This is a genomic window from Streptomyces sp. NPDC028289 (genome assembly GCF_055565975.1).
In genome coordinates this window covers 395,703-418,440 of record NZ_JBVHTI010000005.1, presented here as the reverse complement: position 1 = coordinate 418,440, position 22,738 = coordinate 395,703, and the positions used below count along the sequence as shown (strand labels likewise).

20 protein-coding genes are annotated in these 22,738 nt (G+C 73.0%); 10 read left to right on the top strand and 10 right to left on the bottom strand.

The genetic code is table 11. The annotated features are described in order from the left end of the window. The first annotated feature begins 45 nt into the window (after positions 1 to 45). The 3 genes from ACZ4UV_RS26680 to ACZ4UV_RS26670 all read left to right on the top strand — a co-directional run bounded on the left by ACZ4UV_RS26680 (position 46) and on the right by ACZ4UV_RS26670 (position 4,608). Positions 46 to 1,638 carry an eCIS core domain-containing protein gene (locus tag ACZ4UV_RS26680; protein ID WP_467841194.1) on the top strand — a complete coding sequence of 531 codons (1,593 nt, stop codon included), beginning with the start codon at positions 46 to 48 and terminating at the stop codon, positions 1,636 to 1,638. An 83-nt stretch (positions 1,639 to 1,721) separates the two neighbouring features. Continuing rightward, the gene (locus ACZ4UV_RS26675; RefSeq protein ID WP_467841191.1) at positions 1,722 to 3,158 is read left to right on the top strand and encodes a hydrolase; all 1,437 of its coding nucleotides are present in this window, start codon (positions 1,722 to 1,724) and stop codon (positions 3,156 to 3,158) included. Between the two features lie 4 nt (positions 3,159 to 3,162). Further along, positions 3,163 to 4,608, top strand: coding sequence for an RICIN domain-containing protein (locus ACZ4UV_RS26670; protein ID WP_467841188.1), 1,446 nt, complete (start codon positions 3,163 to 3,165; stop codon positions 4,606 to 4,608). Positions 4,609 to 4,740: 132 nt separating this feature from the next. On the opposite strand, the gene ACZ4UV_RS26665 is transcribed toward ACZ4UV_RS26670, so the two are convergent. The 3 genes from ACZ4UV_RS26665 to ACZ4UV_RS26655 form a co-directional block, all read right to left on the bottom strand. Further along, complete coding sequence (locus ACZ4UV_RS26665) at positions 4,741 to 6,708, bottom strand: ATP-binding protein (RefSeq protein WP_451021938.1); 1,968 nt, start codon at positions 6,706 to 6,708, stop codon at positions 4,741 to 4,743. Continuing rightward, entirely contained in the window at positions 6,705 to 7,364 is a 660-nt protein-coding gene (locus ACZ4UV_RS26660; RefSeq protein WP_390045695.1) for a Pvc16 family protein, read from the bottom strand. Before ACZ4UV_RS26660 ends, ACZ4UV_RS26665 begins: the two co-directional genes overlap by 4 nt. A gap of 135 nt (positions 7,365 to 7,499) precedes the next feature. Next, positions 7,500 to 8,150: a helix-turn-helix transcriptional regulator gene (locus ACZ4UV_RS26655; RefSeq protein ID WP_362580375.1), complete on the bottom strand. Its 651-nt coding sequence runs from the start codon at positions 8,148 to 8,150 to the stop codon at positions 7,500 to 7,502. A 434-nt stretch (positions 8,151 to 8,584) separates the two neighbouring features. Between ACZ4UV_RS26655 and ACZ4UV_RS26650 the strand changes: the two genes are divergently transcribed. Then, on the top strand, positions 8,585 to 11,317 hold the full coding sequence (locus ACZ4UV_RS26650) for a LuxR C-terminal-related transcriptional regulator (RefSeq protein WP_467841185.1): 2,733 nt from the start codon (positions 8,585 to 8,587) through the stop codon (positions 11,315 to 11,317). A gap of 12 nt (positions 11,318 to 11,329) precedes the next feature. Here the strand turns inward: ACZ4UV_RS26650 and ACZ4UV_RS26645 are convergent, their stop codons facing one another. Beyond that, on the bottom strand, positions 11,330 to 12,565 hold the full coding sequence (locus ACZ4UV_RS26645) for an amidohydrolase (RefSeq protein WP_451021936.1): 1,236 nt from the start codon (positions 12,563 to 12,565) through the stop codon (positions 11,330 to 11,332). 208 nt (positions 12,566 to 12,773) lie between these two features. Here ACZ4UV_RS26645 and ACZ4UV_RS26640 point away from each other — a divergent pair, with 208 nt between their 5' ends. After that, positions 12,774 to 13,004, top strand: coding sequence for an antitoxin (locus tag ACZ4UV_RS26640; protein WP_451021935.1), 231 nt, complete (start codon positions 12,774 to 12,776; stop codon positions 13,002 to 13,004). A gap of 18 nt (positions 13,005 to 13,022) precedes the next feature. On the opposite strand, the gene ACZ4UV_RS26635 is transcribed toward ACZ4UV_RS26640, so the two are convergent. Further along, entirely contained in the window at positions 13,023 to 13,958 is a 936-nt protein-coding gene (locus ACZ4UV_RS26635; RefSeq protein ID WP_351486487.1) for an MIP/aquaporin family protein, read from the bottom strand. Between the two features lie 126 nt (positions 13,959 to 14,084). Then, positions 14,085 to 14,750 (bottom strand): SDR family NAD(P)-dependent oxidoreductase, encoded by a 666-nt coding sequence (locus tag ACZ4UV_RS26630; RefSeq protein WP_467841180.1) that lies wholly within the window; start codon positions 14,748 to 14,750, stop codon positions 14,085 to 14,087. A 122-nt stretch (positions 14,751 to 14,872) separates the two neighbouring features. Between ACZ4UV_RS26630 and ACZ4UV_RS26625 the strand changes: the two genes are divergently transcribed. Both ACZ4UV_RS26625 and ACZ4UV_RS26620 read left to right on the top strand, forming a co-directional pair. Next, positions 14,873 to 15,226, top strand: coding sequence for a VOC family protein (locus ACZ4UV_RS26625; protein WP_451019193.1), 354 nt, complete (start codon positions 14,873 to 14,875; stop codon positions 15,224 to 15,226). A gap of 30 nt (positions 15,227 to 15,256) precedes the next feature. Then, entirely contained in the window at positions 15,257 to 15,403 is a 147-nt protein-coding gene (locus tag ACZ4UV_RS26620) for a hypothetical protein (RefSeq protein ID WP_467841177.1), read from the top strand. Between the two features lie 10 nt (positions 15,404 to 15,413). Here ACZ4UV_RS26620 and ACZ4UV_RS26615 read toward each other — a convergent pair whose 3' ends face one another. Then, on the bottom strand, positions 15,414 to 16,082 hold the full coding sequence (locus tag ACZ4UV_RS26615; RefSeq protein ID WP_467841174.1) for a hypothetical protein: 669 nt from the start codon (positions 16,080 to 16,082) through the stop codon (positions 15,414 to 15,416). A 146-nt stretch (positions 16,083 to 16,228) separates the two neighbouring features. Between ACZ4UV_RS26615 and ACZ4UV_RS26610 the strand changes: the two genes are divergently transcribed. Then, the gene (locus ACZ4UV_RS26610; RefSeq protein ID WP_451019196.1) at positions 16,229 to 17,194 is read left to right on the top strand and encodes a formylglycine-generating enzyme family protein; all 966 of its coding nucleotides are present in this window, start codon (positions 16,229 to 16,231) and stop codon (positions 17,192 to 17,194) included. A 29-nt stretch (positions 17,195 to 17,223) separates the two neighbouring features. On the opposite strand, the gene ACZ4UV_RS26605 is transcribed toward ACZ4UV_RS26610, so the two are convergent. Together ACZ4UV_RS26605 and ACZ4UV_RS26600 are read right to left on the bottom strand one after the other, a co-directional pair. Further along, positions 17,224 to 17,961, bottom strand: a complete 738-nt coding sequence (locus ACZ4UV_RS26605; protein WP_467841169.1) for a DUF4232 domain-containing protein — start codon at positions 17,959 to 17,961, stop codon at positions 17,224 to 17,226. A 138-nt stretch (positions 17,962 to 18,099) separates the two neighbouring features. Then, positions 18,100 to 18,828 (bottom strand): DUF6445 family protein, encoded by a 729-nt coding sequence (locus ACZ4UV_RS26600; protein WP_390045675.1) that lies wholly within the window; start codon positions 18,826 to 18,828, stop codon positions 18,100 to 18,102. A gap of 214 nt (positions 18,829 to 19,042) precedes the next feature. Between ACZ4UV_RS26600 and ACZ4UV_RS26595 the strand changes: the two genes are divergently transcribed. Next, positions 19,043 to 19,864 (top strand): DUF4142 domain-containing protein, encoded by an 822-nt coding sequence (locus ACZ4UV_RS26595; protein ID WP_467841166.1) that lies wholly within the window; start codon positions 19,043 to 19,045, stop codon positions 19,862 to 19,864. A gap of 6 nt (positions 19,865 to 19,870) precedes the next feature. On the opposite strand, the gene ACZ4UV_RS26590 is transcribed toward ACZ4UV_RS26595, so the two are convergent. Further along, positions 19,871 to 21,517: a glycoside hydrolase family 13 protein gene (locus ACZ4UV_RS26590; RefSeq protein WP_451019199.1), complete on the bottom strand. Its 1,647-nt coding sequence runs from the start codon at positions 21,515 to 21,517 to the stop codon at positions 19,871 to 19,873. A gap of 251 nt (positions 21,518 to 21,768) precedes the next feature. On the opposite strand from ACZ4UV_RS26590, the gene ACZ4UV_RS26585 reads away from it, so the two are divergent. Beyond that, positions 21,769 to 22,719 (top strand): LAETG motif-containing sortase-dependent surface protein, encoded by a 951-nt coding sequence (locus ACZ4UV_RS26585; RefSeq protein ID WP_467841162.1) that lies wholly within the window; start codon positions 21,769 to 21,771, stop codon positions 22,717 to 22,719. Positions 22,720 to 22,738: the final 19 nt, after the last annotated feature.

Genomic DNA, 22,738 nt, shown 5'->3' with positions numbered 1-22,738 from the left:
GGCACTCGTAGTTGTGGTCAAGGGTCCGTCGCCGAAAGGTAGTTCATGCACGCACAGGAGGAACACAGCCAGGCCGGCCACCCGCAGGCCGTCCACCGCCCTGCGGCACGGGAGACGGCCGCAGGTGCCGACCGTACGGCCGTGACCGGCACCGCGGCCGGGCTGCTCGCTCTCCAGCGAACGGCGGGCAACGCGGCCGTGACCCGCACCGTCGAGGCGTCGCGCCACCGGCACGACGCGAGCTGCGGCCACCCGACGGCGGTGCAGCGGCAGACGGCCGGCGCGGAACTCCACGAGCACGACACCGCCTGCGGCCACGTGCCGGCGGTGCAGCGCCGGGCCCTGGTGCACCGGGTGATCGAGTCCCCGGGCCAGAGCATGGACCAGGCGCTGCAGTCGGAGATGGAGACACGTTTCGACGGCGCGGACTTCAGCGGCGTACGGGTGCACACGGGGTCGCTGGCCCGGGAGTCGGCGAAGGAACTCGGCGCCAAGGCGTACACCACCGGCCCCAACATCGTGGTCGGCGACACCATGACGAAGGAGGACTGGGCCCACGAACTGACCCACTACGAGGATCAGTTGAAGGGCCCTGTGCCCGGTACGGACTCCGGCGGCGGGGTGCGCGTCTCCGACGTCAACGACTCGGGTGAACGCCACGCGGTGGACAACGCCCGCAAGGTGATGAGCGGTCCGGTGCCGCCGGCCCAGCGGACGCCGGCGACGCCGGCGGCCGCCGCGCCCGCGGCCACCGGCGCCGTGCAGCGGGTCACCGCCGTGCAGCGGGTCACCAACCTGGCCGTGCAACAGGGGCCGTCCTGCTGGCTCTACGTGCTGGAGGCCATCGCCGAGCACCACGGACTGCCCGTTCAGGCGCTGTCCGTCGCGATGCGGGCCTACCCCTCCACGGCCGACCGCGACGACCGCCAGCGGGAGGAGAAGCAGAAGGGGAACAAGATCGAGGGGCGCCGGCTCGCGGTCATCATGACGGCGGAGGCGCTGGACTCCATGGTGCGCAAGCTCGACAACTGGCGCGCCCACCACGACCAGGCCGTCACGGACATCAGCCGCGACGAGGTCGCCCTCTTCGCCCGCCGGTCCATGGGGGCGGAGACCTCGCTCGACAGACTGGACTTCCAGGACGGCAGGGCGCAGTTCGCCTCGATCCGCGAGGTCTATTCCAAGGCCTCCGACCGCGCCAGGATGTTGATCCAGAAGGTCGGCGCGCCCGGCGACGAGGTGAGCAAGCTCCTCGACACCGCCCCCGCCCACATCGACGCGAGCCAGAGCCTCGACGACGTGCGCCTTGCCATGGAGAACCAGAGCCTGCCCTGTTACGCCGGTATCAGGCGGAGGTTCAAGCTGGGGAAGGACGACGACACGGCCGCCGGGGTGATCGACCTGACCAGCCGGTCGGCGAGCACGATGGAGAGCACGGTCCACGCCGTCCTGATCGACTCCTACGACAGCTCGGCCCGGGTCGTCACCTACAAGGACCCCAACTACGGGAACGTCTCCCTGAAGGTGACCCTCTTCCAGCTCCGGGCGATGGCCGGCAACAGCTCGCAGAGCATGACCCTGCGGCCCTACTCGACCGGCCCGCGCGCGAGGCCCGGACTCGACGACCTGACGGACTGACCGCCGCCACTCTGCCCCGCCGGTCACGCGATGTGCCCCAAAACCTCCTGACCGGCGCGGGCGACCACCCCTAGCGTGACGACGTGAGTCTCTGGACCTCCCTCGAACCCGCCTCCGCGACCGTGGACCCGGGCGCTTCGACCCGTGTACGCCTGCGGCTGCGCAACACCGGCGACGTCGTCGACGAGTACCGCTTCGAACCGGTGGGCCCCATCGCGCCCTGGACGACCGTCGAGCCCGCCACGCTCCGGCTCTATCCAGGGACCACGGGCACGGTCGAGCTCACCTTCGCCCCGCCCCGCACCCCGGACGCTACGGCAGGACCGAACCCCTACGCGGTCCGGATCACGCCCACCGAGCACCCCGAGGCGGTCACCGTCCCCGAGGGCAACCTCACCATCACGCCCTTCACCGAGCTGCGCGCGGAGCTGGTCCCGCCGACGGTCAAGGGCCGGTTCCGGGGGCGCCCGAAGCTGGCGATCGACAACCTCGGCAACACGAAGCTCACCGCCTCGGTCAGCGGCAGCGACAACGGCGACCAGCTCGTCTACGACCTGCACCCCAGCAACGTCCAGATCGAACCCGGCCGCGCCGCCTTCGTGAACGCCACGCTGAAGCCCCGGCGGATCATCTGGTTCGGGCCCAAGGAGCAGCGGCCCTACCGGCTCAGCGTGCAGCGGTCGGGGGTGCAGCCGGAGCCGGTCGACGGAACGTACATCCAGCGCGGCTTCCTGCCCCGCTGGCTCGCCACCCTCTTCGGCACCCTGATGGCCCTCGCCCTCACCTTCGCGCTGATCTGGTTCAACTACAAACCCCACGTCCAGAGCCTCGCCCAGGAACAGCCCGTGGAGGCCGGGGTGAGCAGCATCGCGCCCAGCCCCTCGACGACCCCGACCCCGCCGCCGGCGCCCACCCAGACGGCGGCCGCGGCGCCGGCCGCCCCGACCACCGAAGCCGGAAACGACAACGGCGGCGGTGGCGGAGGGGGCGGAGGCGGCGGGGGCGCGACGGCCACCGTCACGGCCAAGCCCAAGCAGGACACGGCCGCGACCGCCGTGAACCGGCTCGCCGCCGCCGACCCGGGCGGCCGGCACATCTGCTACCGCGCCTACATCCAGGGCACCGGCTGGTCGAAGCCCGTCTGCGACGGCACCATCGCCGGCACCATCGGCAAGAACACCCCGATCAAGGACATCAACGTCGCGGTGTACGGCGTCGACGGCTCGGCCGGCAACTCCTTCGTCTACGACTCCCAGTCCACCAACGGGCAGGGCAAGTGGCAGACCTGGACCAAGATCGTCGCCGACGGCAAGGACAACTACATCGGCAGCACGAAGCCGGCCGACCCCTACCTGGAGACCTTCACCCTCAACGTCGGCAACGGCCAGGTCTGCGGTTTCGCCCACGTCCGCAACGCGGGCTGGGGCAACCAGGCGTGCAGCGACGCCCGTCCGGCCCTGCTCACCCTGGGCACCTGGGACAACACGCTCTGGCTCGAAGCCTTCAAACTGACGGTGTGAACCCATGACTCTCTGGACCTCGCTCGAACCCGCCTCCGCGACCGTGGACCCGGGCGCTTCGACCCGGGTACGCCTGCGGCTGCGCAACACCGGTGACGTCGTCGACGAGTACCGCTTCGAACCGGTGGGCCCCATCGCGCCCTGGACGACCGTCGAGCCCGCCACGCTCCGCCTCTACCCGGGCACCACGGGCACGGTCGAGCTCACCTTCGCCCCGCCCCGCACCCCGGACGCGACCGCCGGCCCCAACCCCTACGCCATCCGCATCACGCCCACCGAGCACCCCGAGGCGGTCACCGTCCCCGAGGGCAACCTCACCATCACGCCCTTCACCGAGGTCCGCGCCGAACTCGTGCCGCCGACGGTCAAGGGCCGGTTCCGGGGCCGCCCCCAGCTGGCCATCGACAACCTCGGCAACACGAAGCTCACCGCCTCGGTCAGCGGCAGCGACAACGGCGACCAGCTCGTCTACGACCTGCACCCCAGCAACGTCCAGATCGAACCCGGCCGCGCCGCCTTCGTCAAGGCCACCCTCAAGCCCCGGCGGATCATCTGGTTCGGGCCCAAGGAGCAGCGGCCGTACGCCCTCACCGTCCAGCGGTCGGGCGTCAATCCACAGCCTGTGGACGGCACCTACGTCCAGCGCGGCTTCCTGCCCCGGTGGCTGGCCACCCTCTTCGGCACCCTGCTGGCCCTCGCCCTCACCTTCGCCCTGATCTGGTTCAACTACAAACCCAAGGTCGGAAGCCTCGCCCAGGAACAGGTCCAGGAGGCCGGGGTGAGCAGCATCGCCCCCAGCCCCTCGGCCGGCGCGCCCCTGGCGGCAGCGCCGGCGCCCTCGCCGACCCCGGTGGAGAAGCAGCCGGCGAACGACGGCGACACCTCGTCCGGCACCCAGGCGGGCGGCAGCGGCGGCCAGTCCCAGCCGACCCCGAAGGCGACGAAGAAGAAGGCCCCGAAGCCGGTCGTCCCGGCGACGAACATCCTGCTGCGCAACACGACCACCAAGAGGTGCGCGGACATCCCCGGCTACGGCAACGGCACCAGCAACGGCCCGGTGCGCGAGTACACCTGCGACGAGACCACCAACGACAACCAGCTGTGGAACCTCGAGGTGCGGTACGCGAAGGGCGGCCCCGGCTCGGCCGCGCTCTTCCAGATCCGCAACGCCAAGGACCAGCTGTGCATGGACCTGCCCGACTACGGTTCGGCCAAGCTGTCCTCGCCGATCACCGAGTACAAGTGCGACGGCACCAAGGCGGACAACCAGCTGTGGTGGATCGACAAGCAGCCCAGCGGCGCCTACTGGATCCGCAACTTCGCCAGCGACAACCTCTGCCTCGACGTGGCCGGCTACAGCACCGGCGGCAACGACACCAACCTGACCCTGTACTACTGCTCGAACACCGACGACCAGGAGTGGCTGATCGTCCACCCGTCCACGGACTGACCACCCGTCCGGCGACTGCTCACCCCGTCAGGGGCGCTGGGGGTACCCCCGGCCGAAGGCTGGGGGAGGAACTGCGCGACCGGCCACGACGGCGCGGCAGACACAGGACGGCGCGCGCCCCCCGTGCGTCACTCACGCCCACGTGCCCGGCACCAGCCGCCCCGCCTTGCGGTACTCGCGCCGCGCCCCTTCGAGCAGGTCCGCCGCGCCGACGGCTTCGCCCCGCCCCGCCGCGAGGTACGCCGCGGTCACCACCGCGCTCCGGATGGAACCGCCGGCGAGCTCGAACTCCGCTGCCAGCGGGCGCAGTTCGACGCCGTCCTCACTCGGCACGTGCACCAGCCCGTGCCGCCACAGCGCCAGCCGCTGCAACTCGTCCGGGAACGGAAAGTCGATCACCAGGTCCAGGCGCCGGGTGAAGGCCTCGTCGATGTTGGCGCGCAGGTTGGTGGTGAGCAGCGCGATGCCGTCGAAGGCCTCCAGTCGCTGGAGGAGGTAGGCCGACTCCAGGTTGGCGTACCGGTCGTGGGCGTCCTTGACCTCGGAGCGCTTGCCGAAGACGGCGTCGGCCTCGTCGAAGAGCAGCACGGCGTCGGTGCGGTCGGCCTCGGTGAAGATGCGTTCGAGGTTCTTCTCGGTCTCGCCGACGTACTTGTCCACGACGGAGGAGAGCTGGACGACGTAGAGGTCGAGGCCGAGTTCGGCGGCCACCACCTCCGCCGACAGGGTCTTGCCGGTGCCCGACTCGCCCGCGAAGAGGCCGAGCACTCCGCGGCCCCTGCCGCCGCCGGCGCTCAGCCGCCAGTCGCCGAGCACCCGGTCGCGGTGGCGGGCGCGCAGCGCGAGCTCCCGCAGTTCGGTGAGCGGCCGTTCGGGCAGCACCAGGTCCCGCCAGTCGACGGCGGGCCGGATCCGGCGGGCGTGCTGCTCCAGGCCGGAGGCGGACTGCTGGCGAGCACCGAGCCGCAGGTGGGCGGCGGTCAGCGGGGTGCCCTCGAAGGCGGCGAGGTCCTGCGCGGCGCGGGCCGCCCGGGTGAGGCGCTCGCCGCCGAGGTGGTACGGGGCGACGGTGGCCGCGAGGTCGAAGCCGGGGTCGCCGGGCAGTACGGCCGCCCAGGCGTCCGGGGCGGCGGCGCGCCGGGAGGGCACCTCGAGGACGAGGGGGTCACGGGGGTCGCACCACTGGGGGTCGTAGGGACGGGCGGTCGTCACCAGCACGGTGACGTCCGCGGCGGCGTCACCGCTCAACGCCTTGAGGACAGCGCCCGGTTGGTCGCTGTCGACCAGGATCGCCCGCCCACTCAGGCGGGCCTCCCGCAGCAGCTCCGGGATCCGCTCCTCGGGCCCGGTGCAGTGCAGCCCCGCCCGCCCCGCGAGCCGCAGCGCGGCGGCCGCGCAGCCGAGACCCTCGCCCTCCTGCCGCTCCCGCAGGAAGGCGAAGAGCGGCCCGGCGGCGATCCGCGCGGCCAGCCGCCCCACGAACTCCGGGTCGGCGGGCTCGCCGCCGTACGACAGCTCCCGCAGGTGTCCGGTGAGCGCCGCGTCCGGGGTGTCGTCGCCGAGGAGGTGGGCCAGGACCCGGTCGGGGACGCGCAACGAGCGGCTGAGGAAGGGGCGTTCGGGCTCCTCGACGGTGAGCAGGCCGAGCGCAGTGAGCGGGGCGGTGGGGTGGAAGCGGGCGCGGGCCGCCGCGAGGTGCGCGGGGGCGCCGCACAGGTCGAGGGCGAGGCCGACGGTGGCGCGGCGGCGGCCGACGTCGTCGTTGAGGTAGCCGTACAGCTGCTCGAAGGTGCGGTCGAGGTCCGGGGCGAGGGCGATGAGGAGGAGGGTGGTGTCGAGGGGGGCGAGGCGCAGGCGGGTGGCGAGGGCGGCGAGCGGGTCGGCGAAACCGTCGGCCAGGGAGGGCAGTTCGGCCGGTTCCGGCTCGGGGCGCAGGAGGTGCCGTACCGCTTCCTCGGAGAGGTAGAGGCCGCGCAGCGGGTCGCCGGCCGTCGGGTCGTCGGCGGAGCGGTGGGCGACCAGGGCGGCGACCCGGTCGCGCAGCGCGGAGAGCCGGGTGAGGAGCGCGGCGGCCGGCTCCAGGGAGACGTCCAGGGTCACGCCCGGCCCCTCCGGGCGGCCGCGGCCTCGGCGACCTGGCCGGGCCGGTGGGCCCGCTCCTCGAGGACCGGCGCGCCGTCGTCCATCCCGTCGCGCACCCGCACGGCGGCACCCTCGGTGACCGGCGGGCCGGCGTCGTACTCGGGATAGGCCGGGAAGGGCGCCGTGATCACGACGTCCAGGGACGGTTTGAGCTCGCCGCCGAGCGCCGACCAGATCTCGGCGAGGGAGCGCGCCTCGGACTGGATGCCGGCGCACGACAGCGGGATCGTCAGGCCCAGCGCGCCAAGTGAGCCCGGCAGTTCCGAGGGGTGGATCAGCTCCCGCGGGATCAGGGTCGCGAGCACCGCGCTGATCAGCCGGTGCTCGTCCTCCGGCCGCTTGGTCCACGCCGTAACCAGGTACGACAGCCGGAACCACCGGGGCGGCTGGCGGCGCTTGACCACGACGTCCCGGTCGTCGCGGACGTCGATGTGCCCGCGCTGGCGCCGGTTCACGTCCTCCCGGATGTCGTACAGGTAGCTGTTGATCACAGGCCCGTTGCGGCGGGCCGACCAGTCGCGGGTCGGCGCGTCGAAGGAGACCTCGATGCCGGAACCCTCCAGCGCACCGCTGGTCAGCAGGTTCCGCAGCACCTGGTCCACCTCGTGGATCACGCCGTACTCACCACCCCATGGACCCGCGCGGCCCCCTCGGCATACACACCCATCCTGCCCTTCGCCCCGGCCGCCCCCGCAGGCGCAGCCGGGCAGACCGGCCTGCCCCTGAGCCGGTGTCAGCTGCCCGACCGGTCAGATGTAGCCTTCCCGGAGGGCATGGGCGACGGCGTGGGCCCGGTTGCGCAGATGCAGTCGGGTGGTCAGCCCGTGCATCACGTTCTTGACGGTGCGCTCGGAGTAGGACAGCTTGCTGGCGATCTCACCGGTGTCGAGTCCCTCGGCGACCAGCCGCAGGACGTCCACCTCGCGGGCGGACAGCCCGGCGGCCGGGGCGCCCGGCCGGCCGGCGGCGCTGCGGTGCAGGGTGCCGACCTGGTTGATGAGCCGGCCGAGCAGGTCGGCGGGCAGGTCCCCGTCGCCCCGGGCGGCCGCCAGGACGGCTTGCACGAGCCGGAGTTCGGTGGCCTCGTGGCGCCATACGATGGCTCCGACCCCGCACTCGATCACATCGAGCAGCTCGGTCTCGCGGAGGGCCCCGACCACGAGTACGGCCCGCGCCCCCTCGCTGCGCACCACCCGGCGCAGCCGGGTCAGTTCGGGTTCGTCGAGGCTGTCGCTGATGAGCAGCGCCACCGTGCCGGGCCCGGTCTCGGACTCCTCACGTATCTCGACCTCCGGGTGGCGCCGCAACTGGCTGAGCGCGCCCTCGCGGGAGATCGGGTCCGGCGCGTACACCGCCACGGGCGTGCGGCCGACCGACGCGAATGAGCTGTTGCTGACCAACCGCTTCCCCTATGTCCACGTGCCCGTCGTCTCCGAGGGAACAGTGACGGGCGGTAGTACCCCAGCCTGCTGTGGCCAAAGGGGCAACGACAATCGTGGAGCACCACGAGAAGGACCACGAGATGTTCGGGGGCCCTGAGGTTGTGGGCGACTGCGGGCACCGATGGGGGTTGTTCACGCAGTTCCCCGCGCCCCTTTGAGGTTGGACCAGTGGACCCACCATCTTGGGGGGCGCGGGGAACTGCGCGACCGGCCACAGATCACCCGCACCCGTGAACGGACCGGCACCGACACCGACACCCAGATCCACAGCCCCGTATCAAATGTGCAGCCCCTGCAACAAACCCACCGTCCACCCCCGGCACCCCACAACCTCTCCCACTCCCGCCACCTCTAACCCCGCGAACCCACCAGCGCACCGCGAGGAGCCAGGCATGACCCGTCCGTCCCCTGAACTCGCCGCCGCCATGCACCTGTTGGCCGAGGAAGCCGAGCGCACGCTGGCCGGCAGCGGCCGCCTCGTGCTTCTCCGGGGCGCCACCGGAACCGGACGCACCACCGTGCTGGAGGCCGCCGCCGAGCAGGCGAGCGCCCTCGGCCTGAAGGTGCTCCGCGCCCGCTGCTCACCCGGCGACACCCCCATCTCTTTCGCGACCGTCCTGCAACTCCTCGGCCGGGTACCGGAGTTCGCCGATCTCGCGGTGGACGGGGACGAGCGGTCCACCGCCGCCGGCCTCTGGCGGGTGCTGCGCGCCTACGCCGACGACTCGCCGCTCCTGGTCGCCGTGGACGACGTCCACCTCGCCGACGCCCCCTCGCACCGCTGGCTCGTGGAGTCCGCCCGGCACATAGACCGCTTACCGATCCTCCTCGTCGTCAGCGAACGCAGCCAGTACGACCTCGACCCGCCCGCCCAAGGCTTCACCCACACCCTGCCGCCGGCGCTGGTCCGCACCCACACCCTCGCGCCCCTCGCCCCGGCGGCCGCCGCCGCCCGGGTGCGCGCCGAGTTCCCCGACGCGTCCCGGTCCTGGGTCGACGCCTGCGTCCGGGCGGCGGCCGGCAGCCCCCTGCTGCTGGGCGCCCTCCTCGACGACCTCGACGAGAGCCGGCACCGGGACGTGCCCGAGACGACGGCCGCCCTCTACCCGGGCGCGTACCCGGCCGCCGTCCAGTGGTGGCTGGACAGTGCGGGACCGGCCACCACCGAGGTCGCCCGCGCCCTCGCCGTCCTGGAGGAGGATCCCGACACCGGCCTGCCGGAGAACGAGGTCACCCCGCTCCTCGCCGAACTGGCCGACGCCGACCCCACCCGGGTGGCCGGCTGGCTCACCGCCATGACCAACCTCGGCCTGCTCACCCTCGGTGCCGACGGCCGCCCGCACTTCCCGCACCCCCTGCTGCGCGACGCGGTCCTCGCCGGCGTCCCCGCCGCCCGCCGCCGCACCGCCCACCGGGCGATCGCCGAGGCGATGCTGCGCCAGGACGCCCCCGCCGAGGCCGTGGCCCGCCAACTGCTCGCGACCGGACCGGTGGACGCCCCCTGGGCGCCGGCCCTGCTCCGGGACGCGGCCGCCGTCGCCCTCTACGAGGACCGCGCCGAGGACGCCGTCGCCTATCTGCGCCGCGCCCTGGAGGAACCCCTCCCCGACGACCACCGGCAGCGGCTGCTGACCGAGCTGGGCTCGCTGGAGTACGCGGCGCCCCGCTCCTCCGCCGCGATCCCGCGCCTCGTCGAGGCGGTGCGGCTGCCCGCGGCCCCGCAGGACCGGGTGCGCGCGGCCGTCGCCCTCGGCACCGCGCTGACCGGCCGGGGCCGCACCCGCAAGGCCGTCGAACTGCTCCGCTCAGTGAACGGCGAACTGGACGGCCACCCCGACCTGGTCCGCACCCTGCACACCGCCTCCGTCCTCCTGTCCGACCAGGACCAGGAGGTACGGCAGGAGGTCTACCGGCGGCTGTCCGAGACCGCCGACCGCTCCCCGGAGCTGGTCGGCACGGCCGGCCAGGCCCTGCTGGTGCGGCACGCGGCCTCCGCGGGCCTCACCTCCGCCCGGGACGCCATGCGGCAGCTGCGCACCCTGCTCGCCGAACCCGCCGACCCGCTCACCGAGCCGTTCCTGGTCGGCACCGCGGCCACCGTCGCCCAGTGGGCCGACGAACTCGACGAGGCGGAACGGCTGGTGGACCGCGGCCTGGCCGGGCAGCGCCCCGACCTGCTGCACCCCATGCACCAGGCGCTGCTCAACAGCCGTACGGACATCGCGGCGGCCCGCGCCGACTACACCCGCCCGGCCGCCGTCCCCGACGCGGTCACGCCGTCCAACGCCCACGCGCAGGCGCTGATCGCGCTCGTGGAGACCGGCCGCGGCGCACAGGCCGCGGGCCTGGTCGCCGGGATCGACCTCAGGGAGGCGCCGGACTCCTGGGAGCTGAACCGGTTCCTGTACGCGCGGGGCGTGGTGCGGGTCGCCGCCGGCGACCCGGCCGCCGCGCTGCACGACTTCCTGGAGTGCGGGCGCCGCCAGACGGCCCGTGACGTGATCAGCCCGGTGGTCACCCCCTGGCGTACCGCCGCCGCCGAGTGCCGGCTGGCCCTGGACCGCCCGCTGGAGGCCATCGCCCTGGCCGAGGAGGAGTTGCGGCTGGCCCGGGTCTGGGGCACCCCGCGCACGGTCGGCCGGGCGCTGCGCGTCCTCGGTACGGCGACCGGCGGCCGCCGGGGCCTGGAGCTCACCGAGGAGGCGGTGCGGCTGCTGCGGGACGGCGGCCCGGCCGGTACCGAGCCTGCGCTCGCCCTGATCGCGCTGGGCCGCCAGCTGACCGCTGCCGGTGAGGGGGCCCGCGCCCGCGACTGCCTGCGGGAGGCCGCCGAGCACGCCGAACGGCAGGGCGCGGTACGGCTGTCGGAGCTGACCGAGGAGATCCTGCGGAAGGGCGGCGCCCGCTCTCCCAGACGGCGTACCGGCGCCGCCTCCCTCACCGGCAGCGAGCGGCGGATCGCCGAACTCGCCGCCGAGGGCCGCACGAACGGGGAGATCGCGGCCCTTCTCCACCTGGCCCGGCGCACCGTGGAGACCCATCTCACGCACACCTACCGCAAGCTGGGCATCCGCCGCCGCGCGGACCTGCGCCCGGCCCTGGACCAGACCGCCCCCCGTCCGTAGCGGACGAGGGCGTCAGGGGGCGAGCCAGTGGGCCGCCGCCGCGAGGAGTGCCCGGACGCCCGTCTCGATCGTGGGGTCGGGGACGGGAGCGAAGTGCGGGGAGTGGTTGGAGGGGATCTGCGGGGGAATGCCGTCGCGGACCAGGGCCTCCAGGTCGACGCCCTCGTAGAGCTTGTGGTCGGCGCCGCCGACGAACCAGAAGACCGAGGGCACCCCCAGGGTCGTACCGAAGGCCCCGAAGTCCTCGCTGTTGGGGACGGGTGAGGTCAGCTCGAAGGTGAGGCCCGGGAACTCGCCGGCCAGCGCGGCCTGGACGGCCTCGGTCGCGTCGGGGTCGTTGTGGGTGACCGGGAAGGAGTCGATGGGGACGATCTCCGGCTCCCTGGACACGTCGGAGGCCGCGGCCTCGGCCCGTATGATCCGCTCCACCGCGGCGAGCACCCGCTCCCGGACGGCCGCCGTGGCGGTCCGTACGTTGATCTTCAGCTCGACGCTGTCCGGGATGATGTTCTCCTTGGTCCCGCCGTGGATCGAGCCGACCGTGACGACGGCCTGCTGGCCCGCGGCCACCTCCCGGGAGACGACCGTCTGAAGCCGCATCACCACCGCGGCGGCCAGCACCACCGGGTCGACGGTGGCCTCCGGCGTGGACCCGTGCCCGCCCCGCCCGAACAGCGTGACCCGCATGCTGTCCGCGCCCGCCATCAGCGCCCCCGCCCGGGTCCCGACCAGCCCGGCCGGCGCCGCCGCCACATGCTGGGCCAGGCACACGTCCGGCCGCGGGAACCGCTCGGCGAACCCGTCCGCGAGCATCTTCGGCGCCCCGCCCACCTCCTCGGCCGGCTGGAACACCGCGACCACCGTCCCCCGCCAGCCCTCCCGCCCGGCGGCCAGCTGCCCGGTGGCCCCCAGCAGACAGGCGACGTGCAGGTCGTGCCCGCACGCGTGCATCACCCCGCTGGTCTTCGAGGCGTACGGCAGCCCGGTCTCCTCCTGCACCGGCAGCGCGTCCATGTCGGCCCGCACCAGCACGACCGGCCCGTCCCCGTTGGCCAGCACCCCGACCACCCCGGTGCCGCCGACCCCCTCGGTGACCTCCCAGCCCTGCTCCCGCAGCCGCCCCGCGACGACGGCCGCGGTCCGCTCCTCCGCGAAGGACAGCTCCGGGTGCGCGTGCAGGTCCTCGTAGAGCGCCCGCAGTTCGGGAAGCCGGTCGCTCAGGCCGGTCAGGAGGGGGCTGGTGCTCATGTCGTCGTCTCCCGGGGTGTGTGCGTCGCGTGCCCGCCGAATCAAGGATCAGGATCAACCTCGCGACCGGGCTTCGCACGTGAACGCCGGAAAACGACGCGAACGACGGGGACGGCGACGCGGACCGTGCGGACGCTCCTTTCACGCCCTGCCCCGTGCCCCGGGCGCCGTCTTGCCGCCGCCCGCTCCCGCCGGGGACGATTCCCCCATGTTCGAGGGAATCGGCGGAATCGACGGACTCAAGAACCTGGCGGACAAGGCGAAGGACGTCGCCGAGGAACACGGTGACGCGATCGGGACCGGTCTGGAGAAGGCGGGCGACCTGGTCGACGAACGGACCGACGGCAAGTACACCGAGCAGATCGACACCGGGGTCTCCAAGGCGCAGCAGCTGGTGCGGCGCCTCGGCGAACAGGCGGACGACAAGCCGCAGCCGTAGAAGCCGCCGCCCCGGCCGCTACTCGTCCGTGGTCGGGCGGGTCCGGCCCGGCTCCGGCAACTCGCCGAGCTTCAGCCGGGCGTGCAGGACGTCGCCGATGAACAGGTCGTAGACCAGCACGCCGATCACGCCGCCGACCAGCGGACCGACGATCGGGATCCACCAGTAATCGCTGAACGTGGCCCCGTTCCCCGGGAACGCGAGACTCTTCCACCCGGCGAGCCAGGTGAGCACCCGCGGACCGAAGTCACGGGCCGGGTTGATGGCGTAGCCGGCGTTCGCGCCGTAGGACATGCCGATGGCGGCGACGGCCAGGCCGATGACGAACGGGCCGAGGTTGGACCCGACGGCCGTGTTGCGCAGGTCGACGACCGCGACGACGAACATGACGAGGAAGGCCGTACCGACGATCTGGTCGATCAGCGGCCCCCAGATCCCGCCGTGGAAGTACGGCGCCGGGAAGGTGGCGAAGATGGAGAAGGTGGCCTCGGTGTGCCCACCCACCTTCGGCGGCTTCGACGCGGCGTCGAACGCGTTGATCGCGTCGTGGTACACGAGGAAGACCAGCGCGGCCCCGGCGAAGGCGCCCAGTACCTGCGACACCCAGTAGGGCACCACCTTCACCCAAGGGAACTTGCGGCGCACGGCGAACGCGAGCGTCACCGCCGGGTTCAGATGGGCCCCGCTGACCCCGCCGGCCACGTAGATGGCGAAGGTCACGGCCAGGCCCCAGCCCCAGGCGATCAGGAGCCAGTCACCGGCGGCGAGGAAGATCGTGGTGGGGGTCTCCGCCCGCCCCGACCCGGGCAGCGCGGCCACTGCCATCGCCACGACACCGGCTCCGAACGAGAGGATGACGAAGGTCCCGAGAAACTCTGCCAGGCACTCACCGAGCAGGCCTCCACGGCTTCTGAGCCGGGAGGGCTTGAGGAGAGGAGGTATTTCCACAGCCATCGCTGGCCCCCTTTAGCCATCGCTGACTCCCTGAGAGGAGCAATCGGGCCGAACACCATATTGACCCACAAATGATGTTCGCGCAGATCGGTCCGTCCCGCCCGACGGGACCTCTCCTCCCCGGATCTATCCGTCGAGGTCGTCGGCGTAGTGCCGGAACCCGTGCCGGTCGCGGTGCATCCCCCACAGCGCGTCGGCGAGCACCGCGGGGTCCTTGCGGGCGTGCCCCGCGACGATGGCCCCCGGGATGACCAGCTGCCCCACGTAGATCCCCTCCCCCGCGAGCCGGTCGTGCAGCAGGTGCCCGTACGCGCTCTCGGCGGCGAAGGCGATGGAGGTCCCGGCCCGGTCGGGGTGCGGGATGACGGCCGTACCGCCGTTGACGAGCAGGATCGTCCCCCGCTCCAGCTCCCGCATCCCCGGCAGCACCTGCTGCACGGCGGCGACCGGCCCGTACACCGAGAACTCGACGGGCCCGAGCAGGTCCGCGTGGGTGGTCTCCAGGACCGGCAGCATGAAGTCCCGCTGCGGTACGGGGCTGTACTGGAGGACCTCGACGGTCCCGAGCTCCTCGGCGGCCCGCGCCAGCGCCCCCGCGAGGGCGAGCGGGTCCCTGACGTCGGCGGCGTACCCGCGGGCCCGGACGCCTTCCCGGGCCAGTTCTCCGGCCAGCGCGCCGAGCCGCTCGCCGTCCCGCGCCAGCAGGGCCACCGCGAAACCCTCCCGCCCGAACCGCCGGGCGACGGCGGCCCCCAGTCCGGGCCCGGCCCCCACGATGGCAACACTGCTCACGACGACTCCCGACGAGCGACACGGCTGACACGGCTGACACGGCACGCTTGCACCTACGTCCGTACCGCACGCCCCCCGACTTCACACGTGCGGGCCGTCTCCGGCCTTGGCAGGATGGCGGCATGGAACGTGTGCTTGGAATCGGCGGGTACTTCCTGCGGTCCGCCGACCCGGCGGCCCTGAGCGCCTGGTACCGCGACTGCCTCGGCCTGGACACCGACGACCACGGCCTGTGGCAGCAGCCGGCCGGACCGACGGTGTTCGCGGCCTTCGAGTCCGGGACCGACTACTTCGGCTCCCCGGCCCAGCGGACCATGCTCAACTTCCGGGTCCGCGACCTGGACGCGATGCTCGCGCAACTGCGCGCCAAGGGCGCGGACGTCGCAGAGGAAACCCAGGACATGGACGGCGTGGGCCGCTTCGGCTGGGTCACCGACCCCGAGGGCAACCGCATCGAACTGTGGCAGCCGGCCTGACCTCGGCTCACGGCGTACGCGTTGTACATCGTGGCCGTCGAGCTGTCGCCGTGGGTGTCGCCGTGGGTGTCGGTGACCGTCGAGCGCAGGCCGCTGTTGCTGACGGGCGGCCTCGGTCTGGACGCCCTGTCCCTCCGGCGGGCCCGGGGCACGGACCGGGAGCCGGCGAGCCGGTGACCCGCGGACGTCAGTCCTCCGGGGGCCCGCCCTCGATCAGGCGTTCCGCGATGTCGTCGGCCCAGGTCTGGGCCCACTGGCGGAGAGCGGTGATCTCCTCGGCGTCGGGGCCGTGCCGTGCGAACTCCCGGTCGTCGATCCAGTCGGTGCCGGTCAGCCGGGACTGCAGGTCGGCGAGGTCGAAGGTGTCGCGGGCGTGCCGGCGGCCGAGGTCCTCCAGGTCGGGGAGGGTCCAGCGGTCCGCGGCGGCGTGCACGATCAGGAGGTCGCGGGGCAGGCCGCGGTCGGCCAGGGCCCAGACCCGCATGCCGACCACGTCCTCCAGGGCGAGGGTCAGGCCGAGTTCCGTCCGGACGGGAGGCTGCCAGAGGGCCTCCTTGAGGAGGTTGACCTCGCCCTCCTCCGCCGCGACCGGGTCACCGACGACGAGTTGCGCGGAGAGGGGGTCCGTCTCGCGGGCGTCGACCCGCCAGCCGCGCTCGCGGAGGCCGCCCGCGACCGTCGCGGCGATCGTCCGCATGGGCTCCGGGCTCTGCGTGGCCGCGTCCACGGTCCGGCCGGGGCGGTCGAACAGGCCGTGGGCCTGGGCCGCGTAGTCACCGGCCAGTGCCAGGGGGTACCCGGCACCGACCGACAGCAGGTCGGGCAGCAGGCGGCGGTGCAGGTGGGTGACGTTCACGCGGCGGCGGGCGAGGAGGGTGCCATGGGGCGATTATCGCTGGCCGGGGGGCGGGCGACGCGAGGACTCGGCGCCGGCACCGGTCGATTCGGCCGGGCGGTGGCCCCGCAGCCCGGCGTCACAGGTGGCTGCGGCACACTCCGGTCATGGAGTCCACCCAGCCGCCGCCGTCCTCCTGCTGCGCGCCCGCCGTGCCCGCGCAGTTGCCGGTGCGGCCCTTGCCCGCCCCCGGCGGCAGCGCCGTCGGCGGTACCGGCATGGTCGCGCTGCCCGGCGGTGAGTTCCTGATGGGCGCCGAGGACGCCGACGGCTTCCCGGCGGACGGGGAGGGTCCGGTGCGGGCCGTGCGGGTGGCGCCGTTCCTCGTCGACGCGTGTGCCGTGAGCAACGACGAGTACGCCGCGTTCGTCTCCGACACCGGCTACGTCACCGACGCCGAACGGCTGGGCTGGTCGTACGTCTTCGCCGGGTTCCTGCCCGCCGCGCTGCGCCGGGGTGCGCCCCGGCCGCCGGAGACACCCTGGTGGTGTGCGGTCGCGGGGGCCGCCTGGCACGAGCCGGCCGGGCCGGGCAGCGGGCTGGAGGGGCTCGGCCGGCATCCCGTCGTGCACGTCTCCTGGTACGACGCCGCCGCCTTCGCCTCCTGGGCCGGCAAGCGGCTGCCCACCGAGGCGGAGTGGGAGTACGCGGCCCGGGGCGGTCTGGAGCAGGCCCGTTATCCGTGGGGGGACGAGCTGGACCCGGACGGGGAGTACCGGTGCAACATCTGGCGCGGGACCTTCCCGACCCGGAACACCGCCGCCGACGGGTACCGCGGGACCGCGCCCGTCGACGCCTTCGCGCCCAACGGGTACGGCCTCCACAACACTTCGGGCAACGTGTGGGAGTGGTGCGCCGACCGGTGGACGACCGAGCACAGCGGTACGGGCGGCAGTACGGACGGCGGGCCGGCCCACGGGACCGACCACGGCACCGCCCGCGTCATCCGGGGCGGCTCCCACCTCTGCCACGCCTCCTACTGCAACCGCTACCGGGTCGCCGCCCGCACCGCCAACACCCCCGACAGCTCCACCGGCCACACCGGCTTCCGCTGCGCCCGCGACGCGGGGTGAACCCAGCGGGGTGAGGCGACGGCCCGCGGTCACTCGCCGACGGGACCGATGTACGTACCCGGGTGGGTGGCGCCGTCCTGGAGCACCACGGCACCGCCGTGCCAGGACAGGTCGAACGACGTGCGCTGGTTCGGCGCGGTGACGACGACCGTGGTCGGTGTGAACGTGGTGGAGGAGTCGCCCTGCGCCGGCACCAGAAAGGTGATCGCGAAGTTGGTGGAGGCGCCGTTCGCCAGGGTGACCCGCTTCGGGGTGGCGTTCGTCCGCTGGAGCGACCACTTCTGACCGCTGTTGACCAGGTCGACGCCCGGGAAGCCGTACATCGTGCAGGAGTGGCCGCTCTTGTTGGTGAACGCCACGACCGCGTGCTTCTGCTGGCCCGTGCCGCTGCCCGGGTCGGCCCAGGAGTAGCCGAGCTGGGAGGCCTGGCAGGCGGGCACCGAGCCGGTGGCCGAGGAGCCTCCGGAGGAACCGCCGGTGGAGCTGCCCCCGGTGGCGGACGAACCGCCGGACGCCGACGAGCCCGAGGTGCTCCCGCTCCCGTTGCTCCCGCTGCCGGAGCCGCCCGTCGAACCGCCGCTCGAACCCGTCGAGCCGTCCGCCGTCGTGGAGTCGCCCGCGGCCGGGGCCGCCGAACCGCCGTCGGCGCTGACGGAGCCGCTCGCGGTGCCGTTGCACGCGGTCAGCAGGGCCAGCAGCGCGGCGGCGCCGGTCACGGCGACAGCGGTCTTGCGGACGTTCGTACGGCGGTTGCGAAGCTTCGACATGGGATCCCCCAGCGGCGGTGTCCTTCCCGGCTCTCTGCCGGACACCCCTTTCGATGCGGCCCCCGGACGGGAAGTTCGGAGACCGCCGTCACGGGCCCGTCGTGGTCGTGTCACGGCCGCCGTTACAGACGCGCCCGCTCACGCCATCCAGAAGAACACCGCCGTCATCCGCTTCTCCTCCAGCGTCTTTCCGGCGTAACCGGTCGCGCTGTGCACGAGGTTGGCGTTGTAGAGGAGCAGCCGGTTGTACTTGTGCGGGACGCGGACGTCCTCCTCGAAGTGGTCGCCGGGGACGAACCGGGTGCCGAGCGCCTCGACGAGGTTGTTGTGCGGGGCCTGCACGATGTTGCCGCCGAGCCGGCCGCCGGGCAGCGACTGGCGGTAGAACGCGGTGCCGCAGTCCTTGGCCACCCCGGGGTTGAGGTACAGCACCGCCGCGTACCGGCACAGCGCCCGCGAGTCGGTGTGCGGGCGCGGCTCGCTCTCGCCCTCGCCGACCACCTGGACGCAGTTGTGGTTGAGGGTGCCGCCGCCGGGCGCCTGCTGCACCCACAGCTTCCCGGCGCCGGTGGCCTTCCGCACCAGCTCCTCCACGACGGCGAGTTCGGCGGGTTCCAGGCCGGGCATGGTGCGCAGGCCGGGCCAGGTCTCCGAGGTGTACGGGTATCCCTGGACCCAGTCGTCCTTGGCCAGGCACCGCTCCCGTACGGCGTTCACGTCCGCGAGGACGTCGTCGAACACCCAGTAGTCGCGGCCCCTGGTGGGCTTGCGATAGGGCAGGACGGGCAGGGCAGGTCGCGCGGCGGGGCCCCGGCCGGCCGGTCCGTTGGGCAGGCGGGGGATGCGGGGGGATGACTGTGGGGGCATGCGGCGAAGCCTGCCCGCGACTTTGTCATGACCACTCTCACCTGGGGAAAGCATCACCCTCTCATGGTCAGGACATGGGACCACGACACCCCGAGCGGGGTCGCTCCTCACAAGTTCTTTACCAAACCAAAAGGTTCACGGCGCTTCCCCGTCCGTATTCCTCTGCGAACCGACCCCGCCCCTGCGCGGGACCCCCGACCGGCAGGAGGCACCGGTGCGCTTTTCGCGGAACGCGACGGGAACGCTGTTCGTTGGCGGAGCCCTGAGCTTCACCCTCGCGGCGCTCGCCTACCCGAGCATGCTGGGCCTGAACACCGTGTCCAGCGACACCAACCGGATCATCGCCAACACCCAGTGGGGCCCGCTGACCGAAGGCGACCGGGACTTCGTGGTGAAGGTGCGGGCGGCCGGCCTGTGGGAGTACCCCGTGGGCCAGCTCGGCCTGAAGAAGGGCCAGTCCCAGGCGGTCATCACCGCGAGCAAGCACCTCATCGACGGACACGCCGCGCTGGACGCCAGCTGCCGCAAGATCGCGCCGATGCTCAACATCACCATCCCCAACCTGCCCTCTCCGCAGCAGCAGGGGTTCGTCAACACCCTGACCGCGGACACCGGGAAGAAGTTCGACACGGACTTCGCCAACATCCTGCGCGTGACGCACGGTTCGATCTTCAACACGATCGCGAAGATCCGCTCGACCACCCGGAACACCCTGGTACGGATCCTGGCCGACCAGGCCAACGCCACGGTCCTGGACCACATCACGGTGATGGAGCAGACCGGCCTGGTCGACTTCCCGTCGGTGCTCTTCCAGGAGACGACCCCGCCGAAGCTGCCGGCCACCGACCTGACCCCGCCGCCCCCGGCCGCGGGCCAGCCGGAGGTCGTCCTCACCCCGCCGGTCAACAGCACGACCAGCCCGCCGGCCCTCCCGGGCGAGAACGGCTTCACGGGCAGCGGAGCCGGTGTCGGCACCGGCAACGCCGACGGCAACGCGGTGAACGCGACCCCGGGCGCCACCCCCACCGCCGGCTGAGTCACCTCAGGCGCCCAGCCACACCGTGGTGTCGGGCGGCAGCGTGCCGTCATGCGGCAACGGCACGCTCGCCAGCAGCACTTCGCCCGGCGGCAGCGGCACCGGCGCGTCCGACACGTTCGTGACGCACCGCCAGCCCTCCGTCCGGGCGAAGTGCAGCACGCCCGTCGGCGCCTCCGCCCAGGTCAGCGTCTCGCCGTCAAGGAGCTTGCGGCGCAGCCGCAGGGCGGTGCGGTAGAGCTCCAGGGTGGAGCCCGCCGTACCGGCCTGCGCCTCGACGGCGTACGACCCGAACCACTCCGGCTGCGGCAGCCAGGCACCGCCGGCCCCGAAGCCGTACGACGGTCCGTCCGCCGTCCACGGCAGCGGCACCCGGCAGCCGTCGCGGCCCTTGCGGGCGTGGCCCGTCTGTTCCCAGATGGGGTCCTGCAGGACGGTGCCGGGCAGGTCGGCGACCTCGGGCAGGCCGAGCTCCTCGCCCTGGTAGACGTACGACGAGCCGGGCAGCGCGAGCATGAGGAGGGTGGCGGCGCGGGCGCGCCTCAGGCCATGGGGGACATCGACGTGCGGCGTGTGGCCGCCGGACAGCAGCCAGGCGTTCTCGTCCGTGCCCGGCGGCAGCGTCAGCCTGGAGGCGTGCCGTACGACGTCGTGGTTGGAGAGCACCCAGGTGGCCGAGGCGCCGGCCGCGCGGGCGGTGGCGAGCGAGCCGGTGATGACCTCGCGGAGCGCCTCGGCGTTCCAAGGGGTCTGCAGGTACTCGAAGTTGAAGGCCTGGCCGAGTTCGTCCGGGCGGGCGTACAGCGCCCGTCGCGCGTCCGGTACCCAGGCCTCGGCGACGGCCGTGCGGGGCGGGCTGTAGGTGTCGAAGATCTTGCGCCAGTCGCGGTAGACCTCGTGCACCTCGTCGCGGTCCCAGTAGGGGTGGGTGCCGGGCGGGACCCGCTCCAGCGCCTCCTCGCCGGTCGGGCCGAACTCGGCGACGTCCCGCAGCGGTTCGGTGAGGTCCTTCACCAGGGCATGGGCCACGTCGACACGGAAGCCGTCCACGCCCCGGTCGGACCAGAAGCGCAGGGTGGTGCGGAAGTCGGCGCGCACCTCCTCGTGCTCCCAGTTCAGGTCGGGCTGCTCGGGGGCGAACAGGTGCAGGTACCACTCGCCGTCCGGGACCCGGCGCCAGGCGCTGCCGCCGAACACCGACTGCCAGTCGGAGGGCGGGAGTTCGCCGTGCGCGCCGCGGCCGGGCCGGAAGACGTAGCGCTCCCGGGCCGCGGAGCCGGGGCCGGCCAGCAGGGCCTCGCGGAACCAGGCGTGCAGGTGCGAGGTGTGGTTCGGGACGATGTCGACGATCACCTTCAGGCCCAGCCGGTGCGCCTCGGCGACCATCGCGTCGAAGTCGTCCAGGGTGCCCAGGCGCGGGTCCACGTCCCGGTGGTCGGCCACGTCGTAGCCGCCGTCGGCGAGTTCGGACGGGTAGAAGGGGCTGAGCCACAGGGCGTCCACGCCGAGCGCGCCCAGATGGGAGAGCCGCCCGGTGACGCCCCTGAGGTCACCGAGCCCGTCGCCGTCCGCGTCGGCGAAGCTGCGCGGATACACCTGGTAGATCACGGCCTGACGCCACCAGTCGGGGTTCCTGGAGGAGAGGTCGACCACGCGCGTTCCTTTCCGACGAGGGAGCAGGCAACCAGAAGCCTGTCCATATTGACGGGAAAGGGAACCTTCACACCGCACGGAGGGGATCATTCCCCCTGTGAGGGAGTTGTGGTGGACTCCCAACGCCCCTTGCTTCACCGCAGGTTGACAGGGTTCGGCACGCCCGACGACCATGGGCGCACGCTGTGGCGCATGCGACCGATGGGCCCGGTGTTTCTTCGCGCTCCGCGAGCATTCACGATGGGATATCCATGTCCATAGCCAGACATGTCACCGCGCGCCGCCTGCTGGGGACGGGCGTCGCGTCGTTCGCCCTGTGTGCCGTCTCCGTCGCCGGCGCGTCCGGCGCCTGGGCGCACGGCGCACCCGGCGGTGACGGCTGGAAGTCCGGCGGCCACTACAGCCCCGGCACGGGTGCCGGCACGGAGACCGGCACCGACAAGTGCCAGTTCTCGATCGACGGCTCGAACTTCTTCGACTCGGTGAAGGTCGACGACCAGAACCTGAAGGTCAGTGACGACGGCAAGGTCCACCTCAAGGTCCGGGCCGCCGCGGACGCCGCCTCCTGCACCGCCTCGCTCGCCTCCTACATCGCCCACGGCCCCTCCTTCGCCACCTCGGGGCAGCAGATCTTCGTCGACTTCGACTCGGTGACGGTCAAGCAGGGCCAGACCGACTCGCTCGACATCGCGGTCCCGGACGCCGGCTGCTTCGCGCAGATCGACCTCTACCGGGGCGCGACGAAGTTCGACGGGAAGGCGGACGCCAACGACGGCTTCCAGCACGGCGACCTGCCGGCCGGCCCGGACCACGCGGTCATCAAGGACAAGCTGATCGCTTCCTGGAACGGCGGTACGAAGGACTGCTCGACGACCCAGTCGTCCTCGCCGTCCCCGTCCTCCCCGGCGTCCTCGACGCCCTCCGCCCCGGCCCCGGCCTCCACCCCGCCGGCCGCGCAGACCACCACGCCGACGCCCTCGGAGACCTCGGCGACCGGCACGGCCTCCGCGTCCCCCTCCCCGTCCGGGTCGACGACCGCCCCGGCACCGGCCCCGAGCACGAACTCCGGCGGTGGCGGCGACCTGGCCCACACCGGCGCCAGCTCCAGCACCGGTTACATCGCAGGCGGCGCGGCCCTGCTGCTGGTCGGCGGCGGCGCGATCGTCGTCGCGACCCGGCGCCGCAAGGCGACCCGCGCCTGATCCCTTCGGGTACGTCCGT

What these genes read in the sequence shown, in the direction of transcription:
- ACZ4UV_RS26680 (WP_467841194.1), top strand. Translation starts at nt 46, where the DNA reads ATGCACGCACAGGAGGAACACAGCCAGGCCGGCCACCCGCAGGCCGTC.
- ACZ4UV_RS26670 (WP_467841188.1), top strand. Translation starts at nt 3,163, where the DNA reads ATGACTCTCTGGACCTCGCTCGAACCCGCCTCCGCGACCGTGGACCCG.
- ACZ4UV_RS26650 (WP_467841185.1), top strand. Translation starts at nt 8,585, where the DNA reads ATGACCCGTCCGTCCCCTGAACTCGCCGCCGCCATGCACCTGTTGGCC.
- ACZ4UV_RS26645 (WP_451021936.1), bottom strand. Translation starts at nt 12,565, where the DNA reads ATGAGCACCAGCCCCCTCCTGACCGGCCTGAGCGACCGGCTTCCCGAA.
- ACZ4UV_RS26640 (WP_451021935.1), top strand. Translation starts at nt 12,774, where the DNA reads ATGTTCGAGGGAATCGGCGGAATCGACGGACTCAAGAACCTGGCGGAC.
- ACZ4UV_RS26635 (WP_351486487.1), bottom strand. Translation starts at nt 13,958, where the DNA reads ATGGCTGTGGAAATACCTCCTCTCCTCAAGCCCTCCCGGCTCAGAAGC.
- ACZ4UV_RS26625 (WP_451019193.1), top strand. Translation starts at nt 14,873, where the DNA reads ATGGAACGTGTGCTTGGAATCGGCGGGTACTTCCTGCGGTCCGCCGAC.
- ACZ4UV_RS26610 (WP_451019196.1), top strand. Translation starts at nt 16,229, where the DNA reads ATGGAGTCCACCCAGCCGCCGCCGTCCTCCTGCTGCGCGCCCGCCGTG.
- ACZ4UV_RS26605 (WP_467841169.1), bottom strand. Translation starts at nt 17,961, where the DNA reads ATGTCGAAGCTTCGCAACCGCCGTACGAACGTCCGCAAGACCGCTGTC.
- ACZ4UV_RS26600 (WP_390045675.1), bottom strand. Translation starts at nt 18,828, where the DNA reads ATGCCCCCACAGTCATCCCCCCGCATCCCCCGCCTGCCCAACGGACCG.
- ACZ4UV_RS26585 (WP_467841162.1), top strand. Translation starts at nt 21,769, where the DNA reads ATGTCCATAGCCAGACATGTCACCGCGCGCCGCCTGCTGGGGACGGGC.